General features: G+C 61.6%; 16 protein-coding genes. 10 read left to right on the top strand and 6 right to left on the bottom strand.

What is annotated here, in order from left to right; translation table 11 throughout:
• Positions 1-115 precede the first annotated feature (115 nt).
• Positions 116-3193 (top strand): autotransporter serine protease, encoded by a 3078-nt coding sequence (locus D8U60_RS19350; protein ID WP_130900697.1) that lies wholly within the window; start codon positions 116-118, stop codon positions 3191-3193.
• Between the two features lie 320 nt (positions 3194-3513).
• Positions 3514-5367 (top strand): polyurethanase, encoded by a 1854-nt coding sequence (locus D8U60_RS19345; RefSeq protein ID WP_130900699.1) that lies wholly within the window; start codon positions 3514-3516, stop codon positions 5365-5367.
• Between the two features lie 212 nt (positions 5368-5579).
• Here the strand turns inward: D8U60_RS19345 and D8U60_RS19340 are convergent, their stop codons facing one another.
• Positions 5580-5804: a YgdI/YgdR family lipoprotein gene (locus D8U60_RS19340; protein ID WP_016774830.1), complete on the bottom strand. Its 225-nt coding sequence runs from the start codon at positions 5802-5804 to the stop codon at positions 5580-5582.
• Between the two features lie 195 nt (positions 5805-5999).
• Between D8U60_RS19340 and D8U60_RS19335 the strand changes: the two genes are divergently transcribed.
• The 4 genes from D8U60_RS19335 to D8U60_RS19320 all read left to right on the top strand — a co-directional run bounded on the left by D8U60_RS19335 (position 6000) and on the right by D8U60_RS19320 (position 12503).
• On the top strand, positions 6000-7652 hold the full coding sequence (locus D8U60_RS19335; RefSeq protein WP_130900696.1) for a VRR-NUC domain-containing protein: 1653 nt from the start codon (positions 6000-6002) through the stop codon (positions 7650-7652).
• On the top strand, positions 7649-9979 hold the full coding sequence (locus D8U60_RS19330) for an ATP-dependent DNA helicase (protein ID WP_130900695.1): 2331 nt from the start codon (positions 7649-7651) through the stop codon (positions 9977-9979). The genes D8U60_RS19335 and D8U60_RS19330 overlap by 4 nt, the downstream gene beginning before the upstream one ends.
• On the top strand, positions 9972-11891 hold the full coding sequence (locus D8U60_RS19325) for a PAS domain-containing sensor histidine kinase (RefSeq protein WP_122611317.1): 1920 nt from the start codon (positions 9972-9974) through the stop codon (positions 11889-11891). Before D8U60_RS19330 ends, D8U60_RS19325 begins: the two co-directional genes overlap by 8 nt.
• Positions 11892-11969: 78 nt before the next feature.
• Positions 11970-12503: a hypothetical protein gene (locus D8U60_RS19320; RefSeq protein ID WP_122706314.1), complete on the top strand. Its 534-nt coding sequence runs from the start codon at positions 11970-11972 to the stop codon at positions 12501-12503.
• 239 nt (positions 12504-12742) lie between these two features.
• Here the strand turns inward: D8U60_RS19320 and D8U60_RS19315 are convergent, their stop codons facing one another.
• From D8U60_RS19315 to D8U60_RS19295, 5 genes are all read right to left on the bottom strand, one after another.
• Positions 12743-13192, bottom strand: coding sequence for a hypothetical protein (locus tag D8U60_RS19315; protein WP_241663555.1), 450 nt, complete (start codon positions 13190-13192; stop codon positions 12743-12745).
• 27 nt (positions 13193-13219) lie between these two features.
• Complete coding sequence (locus D8U60_RS19310) at positions 13220-14563, bottom strand: cation:proton antiporter (protein ID WP_130900694.1); 1344 nt, start codon at positions 14561-14563, stop codon at positions 13220-13222.
• Between the two features lie 42 nt (positions 14564-14605).
• The gene (locus tag D8U60_RS19305; RefSeq protein WP_016774823.1) at positions 14606-15217 is read right to left on the bottom strand and encodes a Yip1 family protein; all 612 of its coding nucleotides are present in this window, start codon (positions 15215-15217) and stop codon (positions 14606-14608) included.
• An 87-nt stretch (positions 15218-15304) separates the two neighbouring features.
• Positions 15305-16162, bottom strand: coding sequence for a glucose 1-dehydrogenase (locus D8U60_RS19300; RefSeq protein ID WP_130900693.1), 858 nt, complete (start codon positions 16160-16162; stop codon positions 15305-15307).
• Positions 16163-16392: 230 nt separating this feature from the next.
• Positions 16393-17547 carry a PatB family C-S lyase gene (locus D8U60_RS19295; protein ID WP_130900692.1) on the bottom strand — a complete coding sequence of 385 codons (1155 nt, stop codon included), beginning with the start codon at positions 17545-17547 and terminating at the stop codon, positions 16393-16395.
• Between the two features lie 360 nt (positions 17548-17907).
• On the opposite strand from D8U60_RS19295, the gene fdnG reads away from it, so the two are divergent.
• From fdnG to fdhE, 4 genes are read left to right on the top strand one after another with little or no spacing between them, the layout of a single operon-like run.
• Complete coding sequence (fdnG, locus tag D8U60_RS19285) at positions 17908-20973, top strand: formate dehydrogenase-N subunit alpha (protein ID WP_153188790.1); 3066 nt, start codon at positions 17908-17910, stop codon at positions 20971-20973.
• Positions 20974-21909, top strand: a complete 936-nt coding sequence (gene fdxH / locus D8U60_RS19280; protein ID WP_130900689.1) for a formate dehydrogenase subunit beta — start codon at positions 20974-20976, stop codon at positions 21907-21909.
• The gene (locus tag D8U60_RS19275; protein ID WP_110645358.1) at positions 21906-22571 is read left to right on the top strand and encodes a formate dehydrogenase subunit gamma; all 666 of its coding nucleotides are present in this window, start codon (positions 21906-21908) and stop codon (positions 22569-22571) included. Before fdxH ends, D8U60_RS19275 begins: the two co-directional genes overlap by 4 nt.
• Before the next feature lie 3 nt (positions 22572-22574).
• Positions 22575-23501 carry a formate dehydrogenase accessory protein FdhE gene (fdhE, locus tag D8U60_RS19270; protein WP_130900688.1) on the top strand — a complete coding sequence of 309 codons (927 nt, stop codon included), beginning with the start codon at positions 22575-22577 and terminating at the stop codon, positions 23499-23501.
• Positions 23502-23916 lie beyond the last annotated feature (415 nt).

Here is a 23916-nt window from a genome sequence, read left to right as displayed (position 1 = left end):
CGGGACGCTCTGCGTCCCATTGGAACGCGGAGCGTCCCTAGAGGCATTCCCACGCGGAGCGTGGGAACGATCAAGGCAAGCGAATTTTTCGCAACATCACTAAGGAAGGTCGTGGATGGATAACAACAATACCCCCGCGCAATCGGGTGGCCGCTTTGCCCTGAAAACCCTGACAGTCGCCATGCTCTGTGCCAGTGCGATGGCACAGGCAGCGCCTTACGTTGAGAGCGGCCGCAGCGGCGATCCGTCGAGCTGGCGCAGCAATGAATTCAAGGCCGACTGGGGCCTGGGCGCGATCGGCGCGGATTACGCCTACGCCGCCGGCTACACCGGCAAAGGCGTGAAACTGGGCATCTTCGATCAGCCGGTCTACGCCGCGCATCCGGAGTTCTCTGGCAGTAACAAAGTCGTCACCCTGGTCACCAGCGGTATCCGCGAATACACCGACCCGTATATCCCGGTGAAAGCCGGCGACGCGTTTCGCTATGACGGTTCGCCCTCGGTCGGCTCCGACGGCAAGCTTGGCGCCCATGGCACCCACGTCGGCGGTATCGCGGCGGGCAGTCGCGACGGCGGGGTGATGCACGGCGTCGCGTTCGGTGCGCAAATCATCAGCGCCGACAACGGCGACCCAGGCCCGGAAGATGGCATCGTGCGCGGCAACGACGGCGCGGTGTACAAGGCCGGTTGGGATGCGCTGATCGCCAGCGGAGCGCGGATCATCAATAACAGCTGGGGCATCGGCATCACCGACCGCTTCGACCTCGGCGGCCGCGATCCGGCGTATCCGCACTTCACCGTCAACGACGCGCAGTTGCAGTTCAACGAAATCCGCACCTTGCTCGGCACCAAACCCGGCGGCGCTTACGACGGCGCGATTGCCGCCGCACGCAGCGGCATCGTCACCATTTTCGCCGCCGGCAACGACTACAACCTGAACAATCCGGGCGCCATTGCCGGCCTCGGTTATTTCGTTCCGGACATCGCGCCGAACTGGATCACCGTCGCCGCGTTGCAGCAGAACCCGGATACCGCCAGCGCCAATCCGTATGTGATCAGCACGTTCTCCTCGCGTTGCGGCTACACCGCCAGTTACTGCGTCTCGGCGCCGGGCACCAAGATCTACAGCTCGATCATCGAAGGCACCAACGCCGACAACTTGACCACCGGCTACAAAAACTACAACGGCACCTCGATGGCCGCGCCACACGTGGCCGGTTCCATCGCGGTGTTGATGGAACGCTTCCCGTATATGTCCGGCGATCAGGTCGCCAGCGTGTTGCGCACCACCGCCACCGACCTCGGCGCACCGGGCATCGACGCCTTGTACGGCTGGGGCATGATCAACCTGCGCAAGGCCATCGATGGCCCGGCGATGTTCGTCACCGAGCAGGACATTCCCGAGGAATTCCGCGTGCAGGGCGCTTACGGCTCCGGCCAGTTTGTCGCCGATCTGCCGGGCATCGGCGCGATCATCGATCAAGGCAAACCGACCGAGCGGGTGTGCAGCGACATCACGTGCGGCCTCGACACCTGGCGCAACGACATCGGCGGCCACGGCGGTCTGACCAAGCAAGGCATCGGCACTCTGGTGCTGACCGGCAACAACACTTACAGCGGCCCGACCCTGGTCAACCAGGGCCGTCTGGCCATCAACGGTTCGCTGCAATCGGCGGTCACCGTCAACAACGGCGGCATCCTCGGCGGCAATGGCCGCATCGGCGCGCTGGCGGTGAACAGCGGCGGTACGGTGGCACCGGGCAATTCCATTGGCACCCTGAATGTGGCGGGGGACGTGACCTTCGCGCCGGGCTCAACCTACGCCGTAGAGCTGTCGCCAACCAGCAGCGATCAGATCGTCGCAGGCGGCAAAGCCGTCATCGACGGCGCCACGGTGAGCCTGTCGCTGGAAAACAGCCCGACCTTGCTCAGCACCGGCGAAGCGCAAAGCCTGCTCGGCACCCGCTACAACATTCTGCAAGCGGCGGGCGGCATTGAAGGGCGCTTCGGGCAGGTCTTGCCGAATTACGCCTTCCTTGGCGGCACTCTGGATTACTCGGCGGGCGGCATTCAGCTGGCGGTGGGGCGCAATGAGGCATCGTTCGCCAGCGTCGGTCTGACGCCGAACCAGCGCGCCGTCGGTGCGGCTGCCGAAAGTTTGGGTGCGGGCAATGCGCTGTTCGAAACCCTGTTGCTGTCGCCCAACGCGGCGTCGGCGCAGCAGGCCTTTCAACAGTTGTCCGGCGAGATTCACCCGGCCATCGGCACGCTGCTGATCAACGACAGCCGCTACCTGCGCGAAGCCGTCGGCGAGCGCCTGCGTGAGCGTGATCTGTTCAATGCCGATGCGCCGACTGATGAGCGCAGCAACGTCTGGGTCAAGGTGCTGGGATCGTGGGGTGAAAGCGATGGTGGGCACGACAATGCCGATTCCAATAGCTCCATCGGCGGGCTGCTGGCTGGCGTCGACGGGCTGATCGCTGAAGATACCCGTCTCGGTTTCGTCACCGGTTACAGCGACAGCTCGTTGAGCATGGGCAGCGGCACGCATTCGTCGGCCTCGGTCGACAGCTACCACTTGGGTGCGTATCTGGGCCATGAAATCGACGCGTTGCGCCTGACCGTCGGCGGCGCCTACAGCTGGCATCGCATCGACGTCAAACGTGATCTGCAGTTCGGCGACGTCAGCGGCAAACAGAAAACCAAACGTGACGCGACCACCGCGCAACTGTTCACCGAGGCCGCATACGATCTGGGCCTGCAACCGATGAACCTGGAGCCGTTCGCCAATCTGTCCTACGTGCACCTCAACACCGACAGCTTCACCGAGAAGGGTGACGCTGCGGCGCTGAAGGGTGGTGAAGACAACCGCGACGTGGTGCTGTCGACCCTCGGCGTGCGCGCCAAGCGCAGCTTCGCTGTGTCGGACAAGCATCAGCTGGAACTCGGCGCCAGCCTCGGCTGGCAGCACAACCTGAGCAGCGTCGATGCCGACAGCCATCTGGCCTTCGCCAACGGCAACAGCGCCTTCACCGTGCAGAGCGTTTCGATGGATCGTGACGCTGCCGTGGTCGGCGTGCGTGCCGGGCTGGCGCTCAATCGCGACGTGCGGGTCAACCTCGACTACAACGGCCTGATCGGCTCGAACGAGAAAGATCACGGCGTCGGTCTGACCCTCGACTGGCAGTTCTGAGGCTTAACCGGCAGCACTTCATGGGCTGCCGGTTTTTTTACAAAAGGAGCGCTGCACATGGGATTGTTCGAGTACAAAAATCCAAATGTGCAGAAGATCCAAATGTGGGAGCGAGCCTGATCGCTCCCACAGGTACGGCGTACACATGATCGTTCCCACGCTCTGCGTGGGAATGCAGCCGGGGACGCTCTGCGTCCCACAAGATCGCAGCCTCCGGCAGTTCCTACAGAGGCTGTGCACGATGTAATGAATGCTCCGGAGCCCCGCGCTCTGGCTGTGAGCTATCTCTGACAATTCCAACAACAAGAGAGGCAATGGCAATGGGTGTATACGACTACAAGAACTTCGGCACAGCAGATTCCGCGGCGCTGTTCAGCGATGCCATGGCGATCACGCTGTATTCCTATCACAACCTCGATAACGGCTTCGCCGCCGGTTACCAGCACAACGGCTTCGGCCTCGGTCTGCCGGCGACGCTGGTTACCGCGCTGATTGGCGGCACCGATTCGCAAGGAGTGATCCCCGGTATTCCGTGGAATCCCGATTCGGAAAAACTCGCCCTGGAGGCCGTGCAAAAGGCCGGCTGGACGCCGATCAGCGCCGCGCAATTGGGCTACGACGGCAAGATCGACGCACGCGGGACATTTTTCGGCGAGAAGGCCGGCTACACCAGCGCGCAGGTGGAAATCCTCGGCAAATACGACGCCCAGGGGCATCTCACCGAACTGGGTATCGCCTTTCGCGGCACCAGCGGTCCGCGCGAAATCCTCATTGGTGATTCGATTGGCGATGTGATCAACGATCTGCTCGCGGCGTTCGGCCCGGCCGATTACGCAAAAAACTACGTCGGCGAAGCTTTCGGCAATCTGCTCAACGATGTCGTCGCATTCGCCCGGGCCAACGGCCTCAGCGGCAAGGACGTGCTGGTTAGCGGTCATAGTCTGGGCGGTCTGGCGGTGAACAGCATGGCTGAATTGAGCGCTGGCAAGTGGGGCGGTTTCTTCGCCGACTCCAACTACATCGCCTACGCCTCGCCGACTCAGAGCAGCACCGACAAGGTGCTGAATATCGGCTACGAAAACGACCCGGTGTTTCGCGCCCTCGACGGCTCGACTTTCAGCAGCGCTTCAGTGGGTGTGCACGACGCGCCGCATGCCTCGACCACCGACAATATCGTCAGCTTCAACGATCACTACGCCTCGAACGCCTGGAACTTGCTGCCGTATTCGATCCTGAACATTCCGACGTGGATTTCGCACCTGCCCAGCGGTTACGGCGACGGCATGACCCGCGTGCTGGAATCGAAGTTCTACGACCTGACCAGCCGCGACTCGACAATCATCGTCGCCAACCTGTCGGACCCGGCGCGGGCCAACACTTGGGTGCAGGACCTCAACCGCAACGCCGAAACCCACAAAGGCAGCACGTTTATTATTGGCAGTGACGGCAACGACCTGATCCAGGGCGGCAGCGGCAATGACTATCTGGAGGGGCGCGCCGGCAATGACAGCTTCCGAGACAACGGCGGCTACAACGTCATTCTGGGCGGGCAGGGCAGCAACACCCTCGACTTGCAGCAGACGGTGAAGAACTTTGATTTCGCCAACGACGGCGCTGGCAATCTGTACATCCGCGATGCCGACGGCGGGATCAGCATCACCCGTGACATTGGCAGCATCGTCAGCAAAGAGCCGGGTTTTCTCTGGGGCGTGTTCAAGGACGACGTGTTGCACAACGTCACGGACATGGGGCTGAAAGTCGGCAGTAACCTCACCGCTTATGAATCGAGCGTAAAAGGCACGGCCAGTGCTGACACGCTCAAGGCGCATGCCGGCGGTGACTGGCTGTTCGGGCTGGAGGGCAATGATCATTTGCTTGGCGGCGCGGGCAATGACGTGTTTGTCGGTGGTGCTGGCAATGACCTGCTGGAATCGGGCGGCGGGGCGGATACGTTTCTGTTCAACGGCGCGTTTGGCCAGGATCGTGTGGTTGGCTACACGGCCGATGACAAACTGGTGTTTCTTGGCGTGCAGGGCGTGTCGCCGGGGGATGATTTGCGAGCCCATGCATCGGCGGTCGGGCAGGATACTGTGCTGACGTTTGGTGGGGATTCGGTGACCTTGGTAGGGGTGGCGCTTGGCAGCCTCAACAGCGACGGGATCGTGATTGCCTGATGGTTACGCGGCGCCAGTAATGGCGCCATCGCTGGCAAGCCAGCTCCCACATAGTCCGAGTCGTACATCCACGCTGTGAACGACATGTGATCGTTCCCACGCTCCGCGTGGGAATGCAGCCCGGGACGCTCTGCGTCCCACTCGAGAGCCGAACGCGGAGCGTCCGTGGAGGCATTCCTTTGCTGCGCATGGGAACGATCATTCAGGCCAAGTCAGTCTTCCTTGCGCACGGTCGCGACTTCATCGGCGCGAACCTTGACCTTGGCGCCGGAAATATCCTCGAACTCATAGAAACCGTCCTCGGTCTCGGTCTTTGGCATGTCCTCGGTCAGGTACTGGGTGCCGTTCTGCAGCGTCACCACGGTCTGGGTCGAACAGCCGCCCAGCGCCAACAGGGCGGCGACCGCTACAGGAATGCCCAGCATCTTGATTTTCATACCCACCTCTGACTCCTTGCTTGAATGTGATTGCGGGCATTGTCGGCCCTGTAACGCGGTTGGTGCCAGCAGCGGCGGAAAAGTTCGATGGCGGCACGAAAAAATGCCATTGATCTTTTTCCGTTTGCGCCGGGCGGGGCTGAGCTGTTATCTGTACGCATAACCAGTGTTCGCTTGCCGTGGCTTTGAATTCCCGTGACCTCCAACCCTCTCGACGATCCGTTCTATTACCTCAACAACTTCCGGCAAGTGCTTGATTGGCTTGGACTTCGTTATGCCGATGTGATGAGCACAAGCGAGCACGGCTTCATCCGCGACTTCAACACGCTGCCGCAAGCCTCGCAGGGATTGCTGGTGCGCATGGTCATGCGCAAGGGCATTCACTTTCGCGCGAGCAAACTCAACTATCTGGAAATCGGCGACATTGCCGAGGCGGCGCGGCCGTTGCTCGAACACGGCTGGCTCGATGAACACGCGGATTTGACACTGGCAGAACTGTTCGATGTCTTGCTCAAGGCCGAGCTCTTGCAAGCGTTCGGCACCTTTATAGAACAGCCGAAAGGGCGCAAGGACGAGTGGCTGCCGGTGCTGGCCGAACAGTTCAGCGAGGCGCAGACCCTGCGTGTCTGGGCGCCGCAACTGGCTGAGCGGCTGTTCAGCCTGACCCTGATGGACCTGTGCGATCGCTTGCGCCTGATGTTCTTCGGCAATCTGTATCAGGACTGGTCGGAGTTCGTGCTGGCCGACCTGGGCATCTTCACCTACGAAAAAGTCGAGTTCTGCGCCGACTCCCGAGGCCTGCGCAGCCGCGAAGACGTCGATGCCTGCCTGTTCCTGCATCAATGCCAGTTGCGTTTCGAGGCCGGTGAACCGCTGGATGAGATCGTCGAACAGATCAACGCCGTGCAATTCGACAACCCGTGGCTGCGCCGCCGACAAGCCAAGGCGTTGTTCCAGATCGGCCAGTACGCCGAGCGCATCGGCGACTTTGCCCTGGCCCTGAGTGTTTACCGCGACTGCGCCTACCCGGGCGCACGACTGCGCATGATCCGTGTGCTCGAGCGTTGCGGCGAATACGCGCTGGCGTTGGAACTCGGCACGCTGGCCGAACAGGCACCGCAAAGCGCGGCCGAGCAGCAAGGCTTGCAACGCATCGTCCCGCGCCTGCGGCGCAAACTTGGTGGCCCGCCGCTCAAGCGTGCCAAGGCCAGAGCGGTCGAGCGCCTCGACTTGCACTTGCCGCGCATCGATCCGGCGCGGTCGGTGGAATTTCACGTACAAGCGCACTTGCACGCCGATGACGGCCCGGTTCATTACGTCGAGAACAGCCTGATCAATTCACTGTTCGGACTGTTGTGCTGGCCGGCGATCTTCGCGCCGTTGCCGGGTGCGTTCTTTCACCCGTTCCAGCGCGGCCCGGTGGATCTGCTCAGCGAAGATTTCCTCGAGCGCCGCGCCGAGCTGTTCCAGGCCTGCCTGGGCGAACTCGACGACGGCCGCTACGTCGAGACCATCCGCCAGCGCTTCGTCGACAAGTGGGGTATCCAGTCGCCGTTCGTGTTCTGGGGCGCGCTCAATGAAGCCTTGCTGGAGCAGGCGCTGGCCTGTCTGCCCGCTGAGCATCTGAAACACTGGTTCAACCGATTGCTGCTCGACATCAAGGCCAACCGCGCCGGCATGCCGGACCTGATCCAGTTCTGGCCGCAGCACAAGACCTACCGGATGATCGAAGTCAAAGGCCCCGGCGACCGCTTGCAGGACAATCAACTGCGCTGGCTGGAGTTCTGCCACGAGCACCAGATGCCGGTGGCCGTGTGTTACGTGCAATGGGCGGAGCAGAGCGCTTGAGTTACAGCGTTGCCGTGCGTGCACTGTGCGAGTTTACCGCCAAGACCGGCGACCTCGACCTGCGCTTCACCCCGTCACCGACGGCGCTGGAAGGCATCGTCGGCCATCGCACCGTGGCCTCGCGACGCAGCGAGCAGTACCAGAGCGAAGTCGCACTGCAAGGCGAATTCGGCGAGCTGAAGGTCAAGGGCAGGGCGGATGGCTACGATCCGGCGCAAAACTGCCTGGAAGAAGTCAAAACCTATCGCGGCGACCTGAGCAGGCAACCGGCCAATCACCGTCAGTTGCACTGGGCGCAGGCGAAAATCTACGGCTGGTTGATGTGCCAGAAACTGCAATTGCAGCAGATCAATCTGGCGCTGGTGTATTTCGACGTCGTCAGCGAAAAGGAAACCTGCCTGGTTGAATCCCACAGCGCCGAGTCGCTTCAGGGGTTTTTCGCGCAGCAGTGCGCTTTGTTCCTGCAATGGGCCGAGCAGGAAATGGCCCATCGCGAAGCGCGCAATCTGGCCGCGCAACAACTGCCGTTCCCGCACGCGGATTTTCGTCCCGGCCAACGGCATCTGGCCGAATCAGTGTTCAAAGCCGTCAGCACCGGCCGCTGCCTCATGGCCCAGGCGCCGACCGGCATCGGCAAAACCCTTGGCACGCTGTTCCCGATGCTCAAGGCCCTGGCGCCGCAGCAACTGGACAAGGTGTTCTTTCTCACCGCCAAGACCCCGGGGCGCAAACTGGCGCTGGATGCCAGCCACGTGTTGTTCAGGCAGACGCCGGACTTGCCGCTGCGGGTGATGGAAATGGTTGCTCGCGACAAGGCCTGCGAACACCCGGACAAGGCCTGCCACGGTGAATCCTGTCCGTTGGCCCAGGGTTTTTATGATCGCCTGCCGGCTGCCCGCGAATCTGCCAGCCATATCAATCTGCTGGATCAGGCGGCAATGCGTGAAGTTGCCGCGCAGCACAGCGTATGCCCGTATTACCTGAGTCAGGAAATGGCCCGTTGGGCGGATGTGGTGGTTGCCGACTACAACTATTACTTCGACTTCAGCGCGCTGTTGTTCGGTCTGGCCCAGCTCAATCAGTGGAAAGTCGCGGTGCTCGCCGACGAGGCGCACAACCTGGTCGAGCGCGGCCGGCAGATGTACAGCGCCAGTCTCGACCAGTTCACCCTAGGCACTGTGCGTAAAACCGCCCCCGCCGCGTTGAAAAATTCCCTGCAACGGGTCAACCGCGAATGGAACGCGCTGCATGCGCCGCAACTGGCGGCCTATCAGGCCTACGACAAGGCGCCGGACAAGCTCCTGCACGCCATTTCGCTGTGTTGCGCGGCCATTGGCGATTACCTCAACGAACATCCGCAAGGCCTCGACAGCGGTCTGCAGAACTTCTATTTCGACTTGCTGCAATTCGCCCGGGTCGCCGAGCTGTACGACGAGCATTACCTGTTCGATATCAGCAAACGCGACCTCGACCGCAAGCGTCCACTGTCGCAACTGTGCCTGCGCAACGTGGTGCCGGCGGCGTTCATCGGTCCGCGCCTGACAGCGGCGCGCAGCAGTGTGCTGTTCTCGGCCACGCTGAGCCCGCGCAACTACTACGCCGACCTGCTCGGCACGCCCGCCGACACGGTGTGCATCGACGTCGAATCGCCGTTCAGCGCCGAGCAGTTGCAGGTGCACATCGTCAGCCAGATATCCACGCGTTTTAACCATCGCCAGGCCTCGCTGGAGCCGATCGTCGAGCTGATCGCCCGTCAGTTCAGCGAGCGCCCGGGCAATTATCTGGCGTTCTTCAGCAGTTTCGATTACCTGCAACAGGTCGCGACCTTATTGGCCGAGCGCCATCCGCGCATCACTCAGTGGCTGCAATCGCGGGGCATGGCCGAGGGCGCGCGGCAGGCGTTTCTCGACCAGTTCAGCGCCGACAGCCAGGGTGTGGGGTTTGCGGTGTTGGGCGGCGCGTTTGGCGAGGGCATCGATTTGCCCGGTGCGCGGTTGATCGGTGCGTTCATCGCGACGCTGGGGCTGGCGCAGCTCAACCCGGTCAACGAGCAGATGAAGCGGCGCATGGCCGCCATTTTTGGCGCCGGCTACGATTACACCTATCTGTACCCGGGCATGCAAAAAGTCGTACAAGCCGCCGGGCGGGTGATTCGCACCCGTGAGGATCGCGGCACGGTCATGCTGATCGACGACCGCTTTGCCGAGAGCCGCATCCAGCAACTGCTGCCGCGCTGGTGGGCGATCAAAAGCGAACCGGCGCTGTTCAAATCGACGGATTCACGCATACTTCAGCCCATGACAGTGGCTGGTGAGTGTGATGAGTGAAAACAACAGAACCGCAGCGATCGAAGACAGCCGTTTCCGGCTGTTGATCGACGCGGTTGTCGACTATGCGATCTACATGATCGACCCCGACGGTACCATCACCAGTTGGAACTCCGGCGCCAAACGCTTCAAAGGTTATGAAGAAGCGGAAATCATCGGCGAGCACTTCTCGCGCTTCTATACCCCGGAAGACCGCGCCAACGGCATGCCGCAACGGGCGCTCGACACGGCGATTCGCGAAGGTCGCTTCGAAGGCGAGGGCTGGCGCGTGCGCAAGGACGGCACGCACTTCTGGTCGCACGTGGTGATCGATCCGATCATCGACCCCAACGGCGAGCTGCTCGGGTTCGCCAAGATCACCCGCGACCTCACCGACCGCAAAATGGCCGAGGAAACCCTCAAGCAAAGCGAACAGCAGTTCCGCCTGCTGGTGCAGGGCGTCACTGACTACGCGATCTACATGCTCAGCCCCGAAGGCTGCGTCAGCAACTGGAACCAGGGCGCGCAGCGCATCAAGGGCTATTTGCCGGAAGAAATCATCGGCCAGCATTTTTCGATTTTCTACACCCCCGAAGACCGCGAACTCGGCGAGCCGCAGCGTTCGCTGGAGATTGCCACCCGCGAAGGCCGCTTCGAGAACCGCAGCTGGCGGATGCGCAAGGACGGCACGCGCTTTCTTGCCCACGTGGTGGTCGATGCGATTCGCGGCGACACCGGCGCGTTGCTCGGCTTCGCCAAGATCACCCGCGATGTCACCGAGGCCCACGAAGCGCAGCAGGCCCTGGAAAAGACCCGCGAGGCGTTGTTCCAGGCGCAGAAGATGCAGGCGATCGGCCAACTCAGCGGCGGTATCGCTCATGACTTCAACAACCTGCTGACGGTGATTCTCGGCAACCTCGAGATCGTGCAGAAACGCATCGGCGACGCGCCGAAAATCGCTCGACTGCTGGAAAACGCCACCCAAGGCGCCTTGCGCGGTGTGTCGCTGACCCAGCGTATGCTGGCCTTCGCCCGGCGCCAGGAACTCAAGACCGAATCGGTGGATATCCCGCAATTGGTGCAAGGCATCACCGGGCTGCTGCGCAGTTCGCTCGGGCCGGGGATTCGCATCGAAACACGCTTTCCCGACGACCTGCAGCCAGTGCTGGCCGACAGCAATCAGCTGGAACTGGCGATCCTCAATCTCGCCACCAATGCCCGCGATGCCATGCCCGACGGCGGCACGGTGGTCATTCAGGCGCAAGCCGAAGTGGTGCTGGAACAAACTCATTCGACCCTCGCGGCGGGGCGTTACGTGTGCCTGAGCCTGATCGACAGCGGCGAAGGCATGGACGAAGCCACGCTGGCCTGCGCCCGTGACCCGTTCTTCACCACCAAGGGCCTGGGCAAAGGCACTGGGCTGGGCTTGTCGATGGTGCACGGCTTCATCGAGCAGTTGGGCGGGCGCTTTATTCTGAAAAGCGAGAAGGGCCAGGGTACGGCGGCCGAGCTGTGGATTCCGGTAGCGCTTGAGCGTACGGCCAGTCGCCCGGCGTACAGCAACGCAGCGCCGATCGCAGTACCGCGACTCAGCGTGCTGGTGGTCGATGATGATTCACTGGTGCTGACCAGCACCAGTCTGCTGCTGGAAGATCTTGGCCACCGCGTTATCGGCGCGACCTCCGGCGCCCAGGCGCTGGCGCTGTTCGATCAGGGCGAAGTGATCGATCTGGTGATCACCGACATGGCCATGCCAAAAATGAGCGGCGCGCAACTGGCTCACGCCCTGCGTATGCTCAAGCCGGATCTGCCGATCATTCTCGCCACTGGATATGCCGAACGCCTGGAGGGTTTTGCCGCTCAACTGCCGCGTCTGCCGAAACCGTTCACCCAAGCGAGTCTGGTGCAGATCATCGCCCAATCGATGAAATGACGCGCTGGTCGATCCGGCTGAACTAGTGCTGACGCGTGCCTTTCCAAAAGTCTTGTTCACTTTCGGAGGGCACGTCTCTTGTCACGCATATTGACCCAGCCAAGCGCTGTTGAAGAAGCCTTGGCCGAACACGACGCCAAGATGTTTGGCTCACCCAAGGAGCGCCTGGATTTCTATCGCCGGGAAATCCAGTACGAAACCAGCATCCTCGCCAACCGCACCGACGCCTACCTCGCGGCGCAATCGTTTCTGGTGATCGCTTTCGCCTCGTGCATGGCTAATCTCAATCCCGAGTGGGGCAAGATGTTCACCCTCGTCGTGCCGCCGTTTCTCGCGCTGCTCGGGGTGCTCAGTTCATTGAATGCCTGGCCGGGGATTCGTGCGGCGTACGACATCATTGATCACTGGCACTTCAAGCAGAGCCAGTTGCTGCACAGCGAGCCGGTGATGGGCGCGGCGTATGACGAGTCTCCACTGTTCAGCGAAATGGAATCGAGCCACAAGGGCTATCGCAAGTCGCTGCTGTTCTCGGTGCGCACGCCTTGGATCTTTGCCACGTTCTGGGTGATATTGGGGGTTTACGCGGTGTTTATTCAGGTGACCAATCCTTGAGGTGGATTGGTCGGGACAGGTGCTGGATGTTGTGGTGTTAATGAGATTTTACCCCCTCACCCCAGCCCTCCCGAAACGTCGGACCGCCCCCAAGGGGGCGAGGGGGAAAGGGAGCAGATTTTCAGGCTTTTCAAAACTTGTATTCGACTCGATTTTCAGGTCGATGAATAACAAAAAACACCCCGGTCAGTCCCCTCTCCCTCGGGGAGAGGGCTAGGGTGAGGGGCTTTTGACTTTTATTACGCAGTTTCCAGCTCACGCCGCGCAGTTACAGCATTCTGCACCGCCGCCGGGATCGGCGGGAAATCCTCATTCAGCACACACAGATGATCAATCGCATCTTCAAATTTCGCATCGGCTTTCTTGCGCAGTGCCCGGTATTGTTCAAAGCGCTCGAAGTCGGTCGGCGTCTGTTCCAGCAGCGCGTTGGCCGCTCGGTTCAGTTCGTGGGCTTCTTCGAACAGTTGACGATTGCGTTCCAGAGCCAGTGCTCTGCAAGCCTTGATTTGCGCAGGAGTCGAGCATTCGTTCATGACCGTGACCTTGTTTGTGTCGGGGTTCCGTTTGATAGGCTGTTCACCGCAGGGGAACCTAACCTGCCGGGCCGCGCTGATGATTGTCGCGGTTAAAGTTGTGACCGTTGGGTCGCGCCCGGCGATCCATTTTTTTGCAGAAAAATCTTCGATCATTTCCAGCCAAGCGCAGCGGCCGACGAATCAGCTTTTTCGTTGCTTCAGACGTTCATAGCGCGCCAGCATCGGTTGTGTACTGATGCCATGCAGCAGAATGCTCAGGGCCACCACCGACAAAGTGATGTCGGTGCAGACCTTGGCCACGTCGGAATCCAGGCCATGGTTCAAGGCGAAGAACAGATAGAACAGGCTGCCGATGCCGCGAATGCCAAACCATCCGATCAACAAACGCTGCGGCCCGCTGAGCAGGTTGCCCCACGGCATCAGCGCCACGCTCAGCGGACGAATCAGGCAGAACAGCACCGCGCCGATCCACAAGGCCCGCCAGTCCCAGTGGGCAACCAGCACAACACCAAGCAGGGTTACCAGAAATACTTCCATCGCCCGCTCGACCAGACTGCCGAACGCCAGCATGTCGCCCATCATGATCCCCGCTGCAACCTGGCTGTCTTCCAGTTGCTCGGTATCGCCATGCACGGCGTTCTGCGGTTCGACGTTCTGGTGACCGACCACCGGCTGCACCAGATGCTCTGCAGGTGCCTGGGTGATGCCCGTGGATTTGACTTCCTCCTGACGCAGCCCAAGGCCAGCAGCGAAGACCGCGAGAAAGCCGTAGCCGCCAACGGCGTCGGCGACCACGTAGGACAGCGCGATCAGCGCGAGGGTCAGGTAATCGTTGGGGCCGAGGGTGCTGTCCTCGTTGTGAATGCGCAGCAGCAGGGCGATCCGGCCGATGCCACGGCCCATCCAGTAACCGGTGAGCAAACCCGCCGGCACCGCCCACAAAAGGCTGCGAACCACCCAGTGCTGCCACTCGCCGGCGCTACCGTCACCGTGCAGCAACAGCAGACCGAGAATCACGAAAGGGAAAGCCACGCCATCGTTGAGCCCGGCCTCTCCGGAGAGGCCGAAACGCACGCTGTCGATGTCCTGCGCATCATTGACCTGCACCAGCGCGGCGAGCACCGGGTCGGTCGGCGCCAGAATCGCGCCGATCAGCAGGGAAGGTCCCCATGGCAATTGCAGGCCCCAGTGCAACAGCAGGCACACGCCGATAATCGTCAGAATCATCACCGGCCCGGCCAGACCAAAAGCGATGCGCCAGGTCTTGTTGCCCAGCGGCAGGCGCAATTTCAAACCGCAGACGAACAAGGAAAACAGCACCGCGACTTCCGTCAGGTGCTCCATCCACAACGACGATTCTTCCAGCGGCAATTTCAGCAGGTCGAGGCCGCTGGGGCCGATGGCGATGCCCAGCAGCAGGCACACCGCCGAGGTGGTGACCGGCATCCAGCGCAACCATGACGACGTCAGGGCCAGCGTCAGCAGCACGGCGCCGAGCACCGCGACCCATACGCCGAAACTCATGACGGCTCACAGCAGCGAATTTCCAAGGACAGGCTCACCGGCTCAGCTCACGGTCGTGCGCAGGTACTCGGGGATGAGCACGTTGAACCACAGCAGAATCATCGACACCAGCATGGTCACCAGCACCAGCAGGCCAACGCCCCACACGCACGCCGAGTACAGCAGGCCTTGCTCTTTGCGCTCATGCATGAAGGTCGGCAAGCCGACGAACAGCAGAAACGTCGAATAGATCGACGCCGCGCCGAGCACCAGAATCGCCAGCCAGCGGCTCGGGTACAGCCCGGCAATCCCGGCGAGGAAAAACGGCGTCACCGTGTAGGCGGCAAAACCGATGCATTGATTGAGCGTTGGCCGCGCATCGAATGATCGCGACATCCATCTGATAAACCCGCCGATAATCGCGACACCCGCGACGATCGTCACGTACAGCAACACGCTCAGTTGCAAGGCGCTGGCCGTGCTCAGGCGCACGTTTTCACCCACGGCGAGGCTCCAGCCGACCTGGGTGGTGCCGATGAACAGGCACACGGCCGGAATCAGCGCGAGCAGCAGCAGATGCGCGAGGTAGTGGCGGGGATGGGTTTCTTCTTCGCGGCGGATATCGGTCCAGGCGAAGTTGGGTTGGGTGAAGAGTCTGACGAGGGGGGCGGACATGACAACCTCCTGTTCCTGTTGGCCCGTAGGCGCTTACAGGTATGGAGAGATGCCATGCCGCTCGGGTTCAGTTTTTCTGCTGCACGGTTACAGCATCGGTTTGCCGCCGGTTACGCCGTAGCGCTGGCCGGTGATATAGCTGGCTTCGTCGGAGGCCAGCAGCACGTAAATCGGTGCAACTTCCACCGGTTGGCCGGGACGGCCGAGCGGGGTGCTGCCGCCGAAGTTCTGCACTTCTTCATCGGGCATGGTCGAGACGATCAACGGCGTCCAGATCGGGCCTGGGGCGACGCTGTTGACGCGAATTTCCTTCGGCCCGAGCATCTGCGCCAGACCACCGGTGAAGTTGGCGATTGCGCCTTTGGTGGTGGCGTAGGCCAGCAGGGTCGGCTTGGGCATGTCCGAGTTGACCGAACTGGTGTTGATGATCGACGAACCGGGGCGCATGTGTTTGATAGCCGCCTGGCAGATCCTGAACATGGCGGTGATGTTAACGTCGAAGGTCATCACCCATTCGTCATCGGGGATTTCTTCAAAGTTTTCGTGGGTCATCTGGAACGCGGCGTTGTTAACCAGAATGTCGATGCGGCCAAAGCGCTCGACAGTTTTGTCGACCAGCGCTTGGCACTGCGCTTTCTCGGCGATATCGCCCGGCAGCAGGATGCACTGACGCCCGGCCTGCTCGACCCAGCGTGCGGTTTCCTTGGCGTCTTCGTGTTCATTCAGGTAAGCCACGGCGACGTCGGCGCCTTCACGGGCGAAGGCAATCGCCACTGCGCGACCGATGCCGCTGTCGGCACCAGTGATCAGCGCAATCTTGCCGGCCAGACGGCCGGAACCGACGTAACTCTGCTCGCCGCAGTCTGGATACGGCTCCATCTTGCGTTGCGAGCCGGGCACCGGTTGGACTTGTTTCGGGAAGGGTGGTTTTGGATAGTCAGTCATCGCAGGGTCTCCTGATTTCAAGGCCAGTGTTCCGGGTTGACCCGGTGGGTTTGCCTTGAGTTCGATCGGATTTGCGCTGGATTTTGGTTGGCGATGCAAAACCAATGTGGGAGCGAGCCTGCTCGCGAAAGCGGTCTGTCAGACGATAAATATGTCGACTGACACTGCGCTTTCGCGAGCAGGCTCGCTCCCACAGGGGATCACTTACACAGGGGAATCTCGGGGCAGGATCAGAGATTGCGGTTAGCCAAAGCCCGCTCCATCCGCGCAATCCCTTCTTCCAGCAACGCCCTCGGGCAGCCGAAGTTCAACCGCACAAACTGCTGATGCCGGTCACCAAAATCGAGCCCGGCACTGAGCCCGACCTTGCCCTGTTCGAGGAAGAACCGCTGCGGATCCGGCAGGTCGAGCGCGGTGCAATCGAGCCACGCCATATACGTGCCCTGCGGCACATTGATGGTCACGCCCGGCAGGCGCGTGCGCACCGCGTCTACCAGCCAGTCGCGGTTGGCCTGCAGGTAGATTTTCAATTCAGCGAGCCACGGCGCGGCTTCGCTGTAGGCGACGCGGGTGGCTTCCATGCCCAGCGGGTTGACGCTGTCGACCATGCCGCAGCGGGCGTGGTTGACGCGTTCGCGCAGGGCGGCGTCCTGGATGATCATGAACGAGGTCTTCAGACCGGCGATGTTGTAAGCCTTGCTCGCCGACATCAGGGTGATCGTGCGTTTGGAAATCTCGGGGCTCAGCGATGCGGTGGGAATGTGCACGCGGCCGTCGAAGCACAGTTCGGCGTGAATTTCATCGGAGATGATCCACGCGTCCTGCGCTGCGCAGATGTCCGCCACTGCCTGCAACTCTTCGCGGGCGAAGACCTTGCCGAGCGGGTTGTGCGGGTTGCTCAACAGCAGGGCGCCGCCGCCTTTGAGCGACTCGCGCAGTGCGTCCAGCGGCGTGGCGTAAGTGCCATCGGCCTGGGCGTTGAATTCCAGCTCGACCTTGTTCAGGCCCCAATGCGCCGGCGCATGACGCAGCGGCGGGTAGTTCGGCACTTGCACGACGACATTCTGCTGCGCCTGGACCAACGCCTTGAGCGCCATGTTGAAGCCGGATTCCACACCCGGCAGGAAGATCAGCTCCTGCGGTTTGACCTGCCATGAATACTTGTTCCACAGGTCGGCGACGATCGCTTCACGCAGGTTGTCCTGGGCCACGCTGTAACCGAGCAGCGGGTGCAGCAGGCGCTGTTGCAAGGCTTCGACGATGACCGGCGGCGCGGCAAAATCCATGTCAGCGACCCACATCGGCAACACATCGGCCGGGTAGCGGCTCCACTTGGTGCTGCCAGTGTGGTGGCGGTCGAACAGCTGATCAAAATCGAAAGTCATGCGCGGTCTCGTCAAGGCGGAGTTGATTCTGCCGGACATTCTATGCGCAACTCGTTCCCTGTAGGAGTGAGCCTGCTCGCAATAGCGATCTGACTGATCGTTCCCACGCTCCGCGTGGGAATGCAGCCCGGGACGCTCTGCGTCCCAGTGGAACGCGGAGCGTCCCTTGAGGCATTCCCACGCAGAGCGTGGGAACGATCAATACCTCGAGATTGCAGATGAAACACCCGACGGTCGGTTTTCACACAATCGGCAAGGTCTTTGTCTACAGTGAAAAAGTCGGCGCCAAGGCGTCGCAACCGTGATTGTCCAGATAAAGCCCGGCACAAGTACCGGGTTCCACCTGATCAGGAGTGCACGATGGATCTCAGCCGTCGTCAGTTCTTCAAGGTCGCCGGTATCGGCCTTGCAGGCTCAAGCCTGGGCGCGTTGGGCATGGCCCCGACGGCGGCCTTCGCCGAGCAGGTGCGTCACTTCAAGCTCGCCCACACCCGTGAAACCCGCAACACCTGCCCGTATTGCTCGGTCGGTTGCGGTTTGATCATGTACAGCCAGGGCGATGCCGGCAAGAACGTGGCGCAAAACATCATTCATATCGAAGGCGATTCCGACCACCCGGTCAATCGCGGCACGCTGTGCCCGAAAGGCGCGGGCCTGCTCGACTTCATTCACAGCCCCGGCCGCTTGGAGTACCCGCAAGTGCGCAAGCCCGGCAGCAATGAATGGACGCGCATCGGCTGGGACGAAGCCCTTGATCGCATAGCCGACCTGATGAAGGCCGACCGCGACGCCAACTTCATCGAGAAAAATGCCAACGGGCAAACGGTGAATCGCTGGCTGACCACCGGTTTCCTTGCGGCGTCGGCGGCATCCAACGAAGCCGGCTACATCACCCAGAAGGTGATTCGCAGCCTCGGTCTGCTGGGGTTCGATAACCAGGCGCGTGTCTGACACGGCCCGACGGTGGCAAGTCTTGCCCCGACGTACGGCCGTGGTGCCATGACCAACACCTGGACCGATATCGCCAACGCGAATCTGATCCTGGTAATGGGTGGCAACGCAGCAGAAGCGCATCCGTGCGGCTTCAAATGGGTGACCGAGGCCAAGGCGCATAACGCTGCGCGGCTGATCGTGGTCGATCCGCGTTTTACCCGGACCGCTTCGGTGGCCGACTATTACGCGCCGATCCGCACCGGCACCGACATCGCCTTCATGGGCGGGTTGATCAATTACCTGCTGACCGAGGACAAGATCCAGCACGAATACGTGCGCAATTACACCGACGTGTCGTTCATCGTCAAAGCCGGTTATGGCTTCGAAGACGGCCTGTTCAGCGGCTATGACGCGGAAAAACGCAGCTATACCGACAAGTCCGGCTGGGGTTACGAATTCGCCGAGGACGGTTTCGTCCGCGTCGACCCGACCCTGCAAGACCCGCGCTGCGTCTATCAACTGATGAAGCAGCATTACAGCCGCTACAACATCGACCTGGCCAGCCAGATCTGCGGCATGCCGGTCGACGCCATGCAGAAAATCTGGGAAGAGATCGCCACCTGCTCGACGCCGGGCAAGACCATGACGATTCTCTATGCCCTCGGCTGGACGCAGCACTCGATCGGCGCGCAGATCATCCGCAGCGCGGCGATGGTGCAACTGCTGCTGGGCAATGTCGGCATGCCCGGCGGCGGCGTCAATGCGCTGCGCGGGCACTCGAACATCCAGGGCCTGACCGACCTCGGTCTGCTGTCCAACGCCTTGCCCGGCTACCTCACGCTGCCTACCGACAGCGAACAGGACTACGGTCAGTTCATCTTCAAACGTACGCAGGTGCCGCTAAGACCGGGGCAGCTTTCGTATTGGCAGAACTACAGCAAATTCCACGTCAGCCTGATGAAATCCTGGTACGGCGCCAATGCCACCGCCGAGAACAACTGGCTGTTCGACCATTTGCCGAAGCTCGACATCCCCAATTACGACGTGCTGAAAATGTTCGACCTGATGAGCCAGGGCAAGGTTAACGGTTACTTCTGTCAGGGCTTCAATCCGATCGCCGCGTTGCCGGACAAGAATCGCGTGATGGGCGCGTTGGCCAAGCTCAAGTGGTTGGTGGTAATGGACCCGCTGGCCACGGAAACCTCGGAGTTCTGGCAGAACGTCGGGCCGTACAACGACGTGAAAACCGCTGAAATCCAGACTGAAGTCATTCGCCTGCCGACCACCTGTTTTGCCGAAGAGGACGGCTCGCTGGTCAACAGCAGCCGCTGGCTGCAATGGCACTGGAAAGGCGCCGATGGCCCCGGCGAAGCGCAGACCGACATTCGCATCATGAGCGAACTGTTCCTGCGCCTGCGCCAGCGTTATCAGAGCGAGGGCGGCAAGTTTCCTGATCCGCTGCTGAAACTGTCGTGGCCGTACAAGATCCCCGACGAGCCTTCGCCCGAAGAACTGGCGCGGGAAATCAACGGCACCGCCGTCAGCGATTTCACCGATGCCGGCGGCGTCACGGTCAAGGCCGGTACGCAACTGGCCGGCTTCGGTTTGCTCAAGGATGACGGCAGCACCGCGTCCGGTTGCTGGATTTTCGCCGGCAGCTGGACCGAGGCCGGTAACCAGATGGCCCGGCGCGATAACGCCGACCCATTCGGCATGCACCAGCATCAAGGCTGGGCGTGGGCATGGCCGGCCAATCGGCGGATTCTCTACAACCGCGCCTCGGCGGATCCGGCGGGCAAACCGTGGGATCCGAAAAAGCGGCTGGTGTGGTGGAACGGCAAGGCCTGGACCGGCACCGACGTGCCGGACTACAAGGCCGACGTGCCGCCGGAAGCCGGGATGAACCCGTTCATCATGAACCCCGAAGGCGTCGCGCGGTTCTTCGCCGTCGACAAGATGAACGAAGGGCCATTCCCTGAGCACTACGAGCCGTTCGAAACGCCGATCGGCATCAACCCGCTGCACCCGCAGAACAAGAAGGCCACCAGCAACCCGGCGGCGCGGATCTTCGATTCGGTCTGGGAAACCCTCGGCGAGGCCAAGGACTTCCCGTACGCCGGCACCAGTTACCGGCTCACCGAGCATTTCCACTTCTGGAGCAAGCACTGCAAGTTGAACGCGATTGCCCAGCCTGAGCAGTTCGTGGAAATCGGCGAAGTGCTGGCGAACGAGAAGGGCATTGCTGCCGGTGATCGCGTGCGGGTCAGCTGCAAACGCGGCTTTATCGAAGCGGTGGCGGTGGTGACCAAACGGATCCGGCCGCTGCAGGTCAACGGCCAGGTCGTGCATCAGATCGGCATCCCGCTGCACTGGGGTTTCACCGGCCTGACGCGTCACGGTTACCTGACCAACACCCTGGTGCCGTTCCTCGGCGATGGCAACACTCAGACCCCGGAATCCAAGTCATTCCTGGTCAACGTGGAGAAACTGTAAATGGCCAGCCAAGACATCATTGCCCGCTCGGCCACCACCACTGCGCCGCCGTCGGTAAGGACTCAGCAGGGCGTTGCCAAGCTGATCGACACCACCAAATGCATCGGCTGCAAAGCCTGCCAGGTCGCCTGCTCGGAATGGAACGAGCTGCGCGACGAGGTCGGCCACAACCACGGCACCTACGACAATCCGCAGGATCTGACGGCGGATTCGTGGACGCTGATGCGCTTCACCGAGCACGAAACCGACGCCGGCAACCTCGAATGGCTGATCCGCAAGGACGGCTGCATGCATTGCGCCGAGCCCGGTTGTCTGGCCGCGTGCCCAAGCCCCGGGGCGATCATTCAGCATGCCAACGGCATCGTCGATTTCGATCAGGATCACTGCATCGGTTGCGGCTATTGCATCACCGGTTGCCCGTTCAACATCCCGCGCATTTCGCAGAAGGATCACAAGGCCTACAAATGCACCCTATGTTCCGATCGGGTCGCGGTAGGGCTGGAGCCGGCCTGCGTGAAAACCTGCCCGACCGGCGCGATCGTCTTCGGCACCAAGGAGGACATGAAAGAACACGCCGCTGAACGCATCGTCGACCTGAAGAACCGTGGCTTTGAAAACGCTGGTTTGTACGACCCGGCAGGCGTCGGCGGCACCCACGTGATGTACGTGCTGCACCACGCCGACACGCCAAAAATCTACGCCGGGTTGCCGGATCACCCGGCGATCAGTCCGCTGGTGGGTTTGTGGAAAGGCATCAGCAAACCCCTCGGCCTGCTGGCGATGGGCGCGGCGGTGCTGGCCGGGTTCTTCCACTACGTGCGCATCGGCCCGAATCGCGTCGAGGAGGACGAGCATCCGACGCCGCCCGACACCTCGGTGCATGTGGTCGACCCGGCGGTGCACACCTTCGATCCACGCGGGGAGGAGCGGCCATGAGCAACAAGACGATCCTGCGTTACAGCGCCAACCAGCGCACCAATCACTGGCTGGTGGCGATTCTGTTTTTCATGGCCGGGTTGTCCGGGCTGGCGTTGTTTCATCCGTCGCTGTTCTGGCTGAGTAACCTGTTTGGCGGCGGCACTTGGACGCGAATCCTGCACCCGTACATGGGCATCGCCATGTTCGTGCTGTTCCTCGGCCTGGTGTTCAGCTTCTGGCGCACCAACTTCTTCATTGCCAATGACCGCCAGTGGCTGCGGCGGATCAACCGGGTGATGGTTAACGACGAGGAAAGCGTGCCGCCGGTGGGTAAATACAACGCCGGGCAAAAACTGCTGTTCTGGACTTTACTGCTGTGCATGCTCGCGTTGCTGTTCACCGGGCTGGTGATCTGGCGCGCCTGGTTCAGCGCGTATTTCGGTATCAGCGTGATCCGCTGGGCCATGCTGCTGCATGCGCTGGCCGGGTTCGTGCTGGTGCTGAGCATCATCGTGCACATCTACGCCGGTTTGTGGATCAAGGGTTCGGTCGACGCCATGCTGCATGGCTGGGTCAGCCGGCCGTGGGCGAAGAAACACCATGAACTGTGGTACCGCGAGGTGACCCGCGACGAACAGCCTCGGGACGTGCCCGAGCGACCGCTGACGAAAAAGGGCTGACTTTTGCCAAGCATTCTTGAACCTGGGGAAATCGAGGCGGCGGCCAGTTCGCCGCCGTTTCTGTATCTGCCGCCGCGTGACCTGTTTGCCCTGCGTGCAGAGCGGCTTGAGCGTCTGGCCGAGGGCAATGGGTTGGCGGATTATCTGCGCCTGATGGCCGGGTTGTGCCGGGCGCAGCAGCAGGTCTTCGACGATCCGCCGCTGACCGCGCCGTTTGATGCGCAGCGTTTCGAAGCCTGTCAGCAGCACGGTCTGCCGCCGTTCGCCGCAGACACTTTGGTGCGCGAGGATGCCTGGCAGCCGTGGCTGGATGCTTTGCTGCAGGGCTATGTGCCAGCGGATCAGCCTGCGGTGATCGACGCGCTGGACGCGCTGCGCGCCGCCAGTCCCGGCCAGTTGCGCGCGTGGGCGGTGGCGCTGGTCAGTGGGCAATACTCGCTAGTCCCAGCGGCGCTGGTGCCGTTTCTCGGCGCGGCGCTGCAAACCGCCTGGAGCTACTGGCTGCTGAGCGTGCCGCAGCTGCAACTCAAACCCGGTGACAGCCTCAGCCAATGCCCGGCCTGTGGTTCACCGGCCATGGCCGGGGTGATTCGCCATCGCGGCAAGCACAACGGTTTGCGTTATCTGGTGTGTTCGCTGTGTGCCTGCGAATGGCACGTGGTGCGGGTCAAGTGCGTGTATTGCGAGCAGAGCAAAGGCCTTGAATATCTCAGCGAGGAAGACGACCGCCACAGCGCCGAACAGGCCCCGCTGCGCGCCGAAGTCTGCCCGAGCTGCAACAGCTACCTGAAATTGCTCTATCTGGAAAACGATGCCGAAGCCGAGGCGTTGTCGGCAGATCTCGGCAGTTTGCTGCTGGACATGCGCCTGGCCCAGGACGGCTATCAGCGTCTGGCGCCCAATCTGCTGCTGGCGCCGGGAGACGACTGACCAGAGCAAAATTGTGAGAGGGGGTGTGCTCCCACAGGTCTATGTGCCGAATCACAAAGCCCGGTCAGCCCCGGATTTCTTTGTGAGAGCGAGCCTGCTCGCGATGGCGTCTGGTCAGCGACAACCACACTAACTGACACACCGCATTCGCGAGCAGGCTCGCTCCCACAGGTTTTTGTGGTGACCAACAATGTTCATTCCACCCCGAATCACTGTGGGAGCTGGCTTGTGTGCCGAATCACAAAGCCCGGTCAGCCCCGGATTTCCATGTGGGAGCGAGCTTGCTCGCGAAGGCGTCAGGTCAGCCACCTCCACATTGACTGACACACCGCTTTCGCGAGCAGGCTCGCTCCCACAGGTTTTTTGTGGTGACCAACAATGTTCATTCCACCCCGAATCACTGTGGGAGCTGGCT

The sequence above is a fragment of the Pseudomonas sp. Sample_11 genome (assembly GCF_004307505.1).
In the GTDB taxonomy this organism is placed as follows: Bacteria; Pseudomonadota; Gammaproteobacteria; order Pseudomonadales; family Pseudomonadaceae; genus Aquipseudomonas; species Aquipseudomonas atacamensis.
The sequence above is the reverse complement of the archived record's forward strand: the minus strand, read 5'-3'. Positions and strand labels throughout refer to the sequence as shown.

Excerpts from the sequence above, each read along its gene's own strand:
- D8U60_RS19350 (WP_130900697.1), top strand. The coding sequence starts at position 116 with ATGGATAACAACAATACCCCCGCGCAATCGGGTGGCCGCTTTGCCCTG.
- D8U60_RS19345 (WP_130900699.1), top strand. The coding sequence starts at position 3,514 with ATGGGTGTATACGACTACAAGAACTTCGGCACAGCAGATTCCGCGGCG.
- D8U60_RS19340 (WP_016774830.1), bottom strand. The coding sequence starts at position 5,804 with ATGAAAATCAAGATGCTGGGCATTCCTGTAGCGGTCGCCGCCCTGTTG.
- D8U60_RS19325 (WP_122611317.1), top strand. The coding sequence starts at position 9,972 with ATGAGTGAAAACAACAGAACCGCAGCGATCGAAGACAGCCGTTTCCGG.
- D8U60_RS19315 (WP_241663555.1), bottom strand. The coding sequence starts at position 13,192 with ATGATCGAAGATTTTTCTGCAAAAAAATGGATCGCCGGGCGCGACCCA.
- D8U60_RS19310 (WP_130900694.1), bottom strand. The coding sequence starts at position 14,563 with ATGAGTTTCGGCGTATGGGTCGCGGTGCTCGGCGCCGTGCTGCTGACG.
- D8U60_RS19305 (WP_016774823.1), bottom strand. The coding sequence starts at position 15,217 with ATGTCCGCCCCCCTCGTCAGACTCTTCACCCAACCCAACTTCGCCTGG.
- D8U60_RS19300 (WP_130900693.1), bottom strand. The coding sequence starts at position 16,162 with ATGACTGACTATCCAAAACCACCCTTCCCGAAACAAGTCCAACCGGTG.
- D8U60_RS19295 (WP_130900692.1), bottom strand. The coding sequence starts at position 17,547 with ATGACTTTCGATTTTGATCAGCTGTTCGACCGCCACCACACTGGCAGC.
- fdxH (WP_130900689.1), top strand. The coding sequence starts at position 20,974 with ATGGCCAGCCAAGACATCATTGCCCGCTCGGCCACCACCACTGCGCCG.
- D8U60_RS19275 (WP_110645358.1), top strand. The coding sequence starts at position 21,906 with ATGAGCAACAAGACGATCCTGCGTTACAGCGCCAACCAGCGCACCAAT.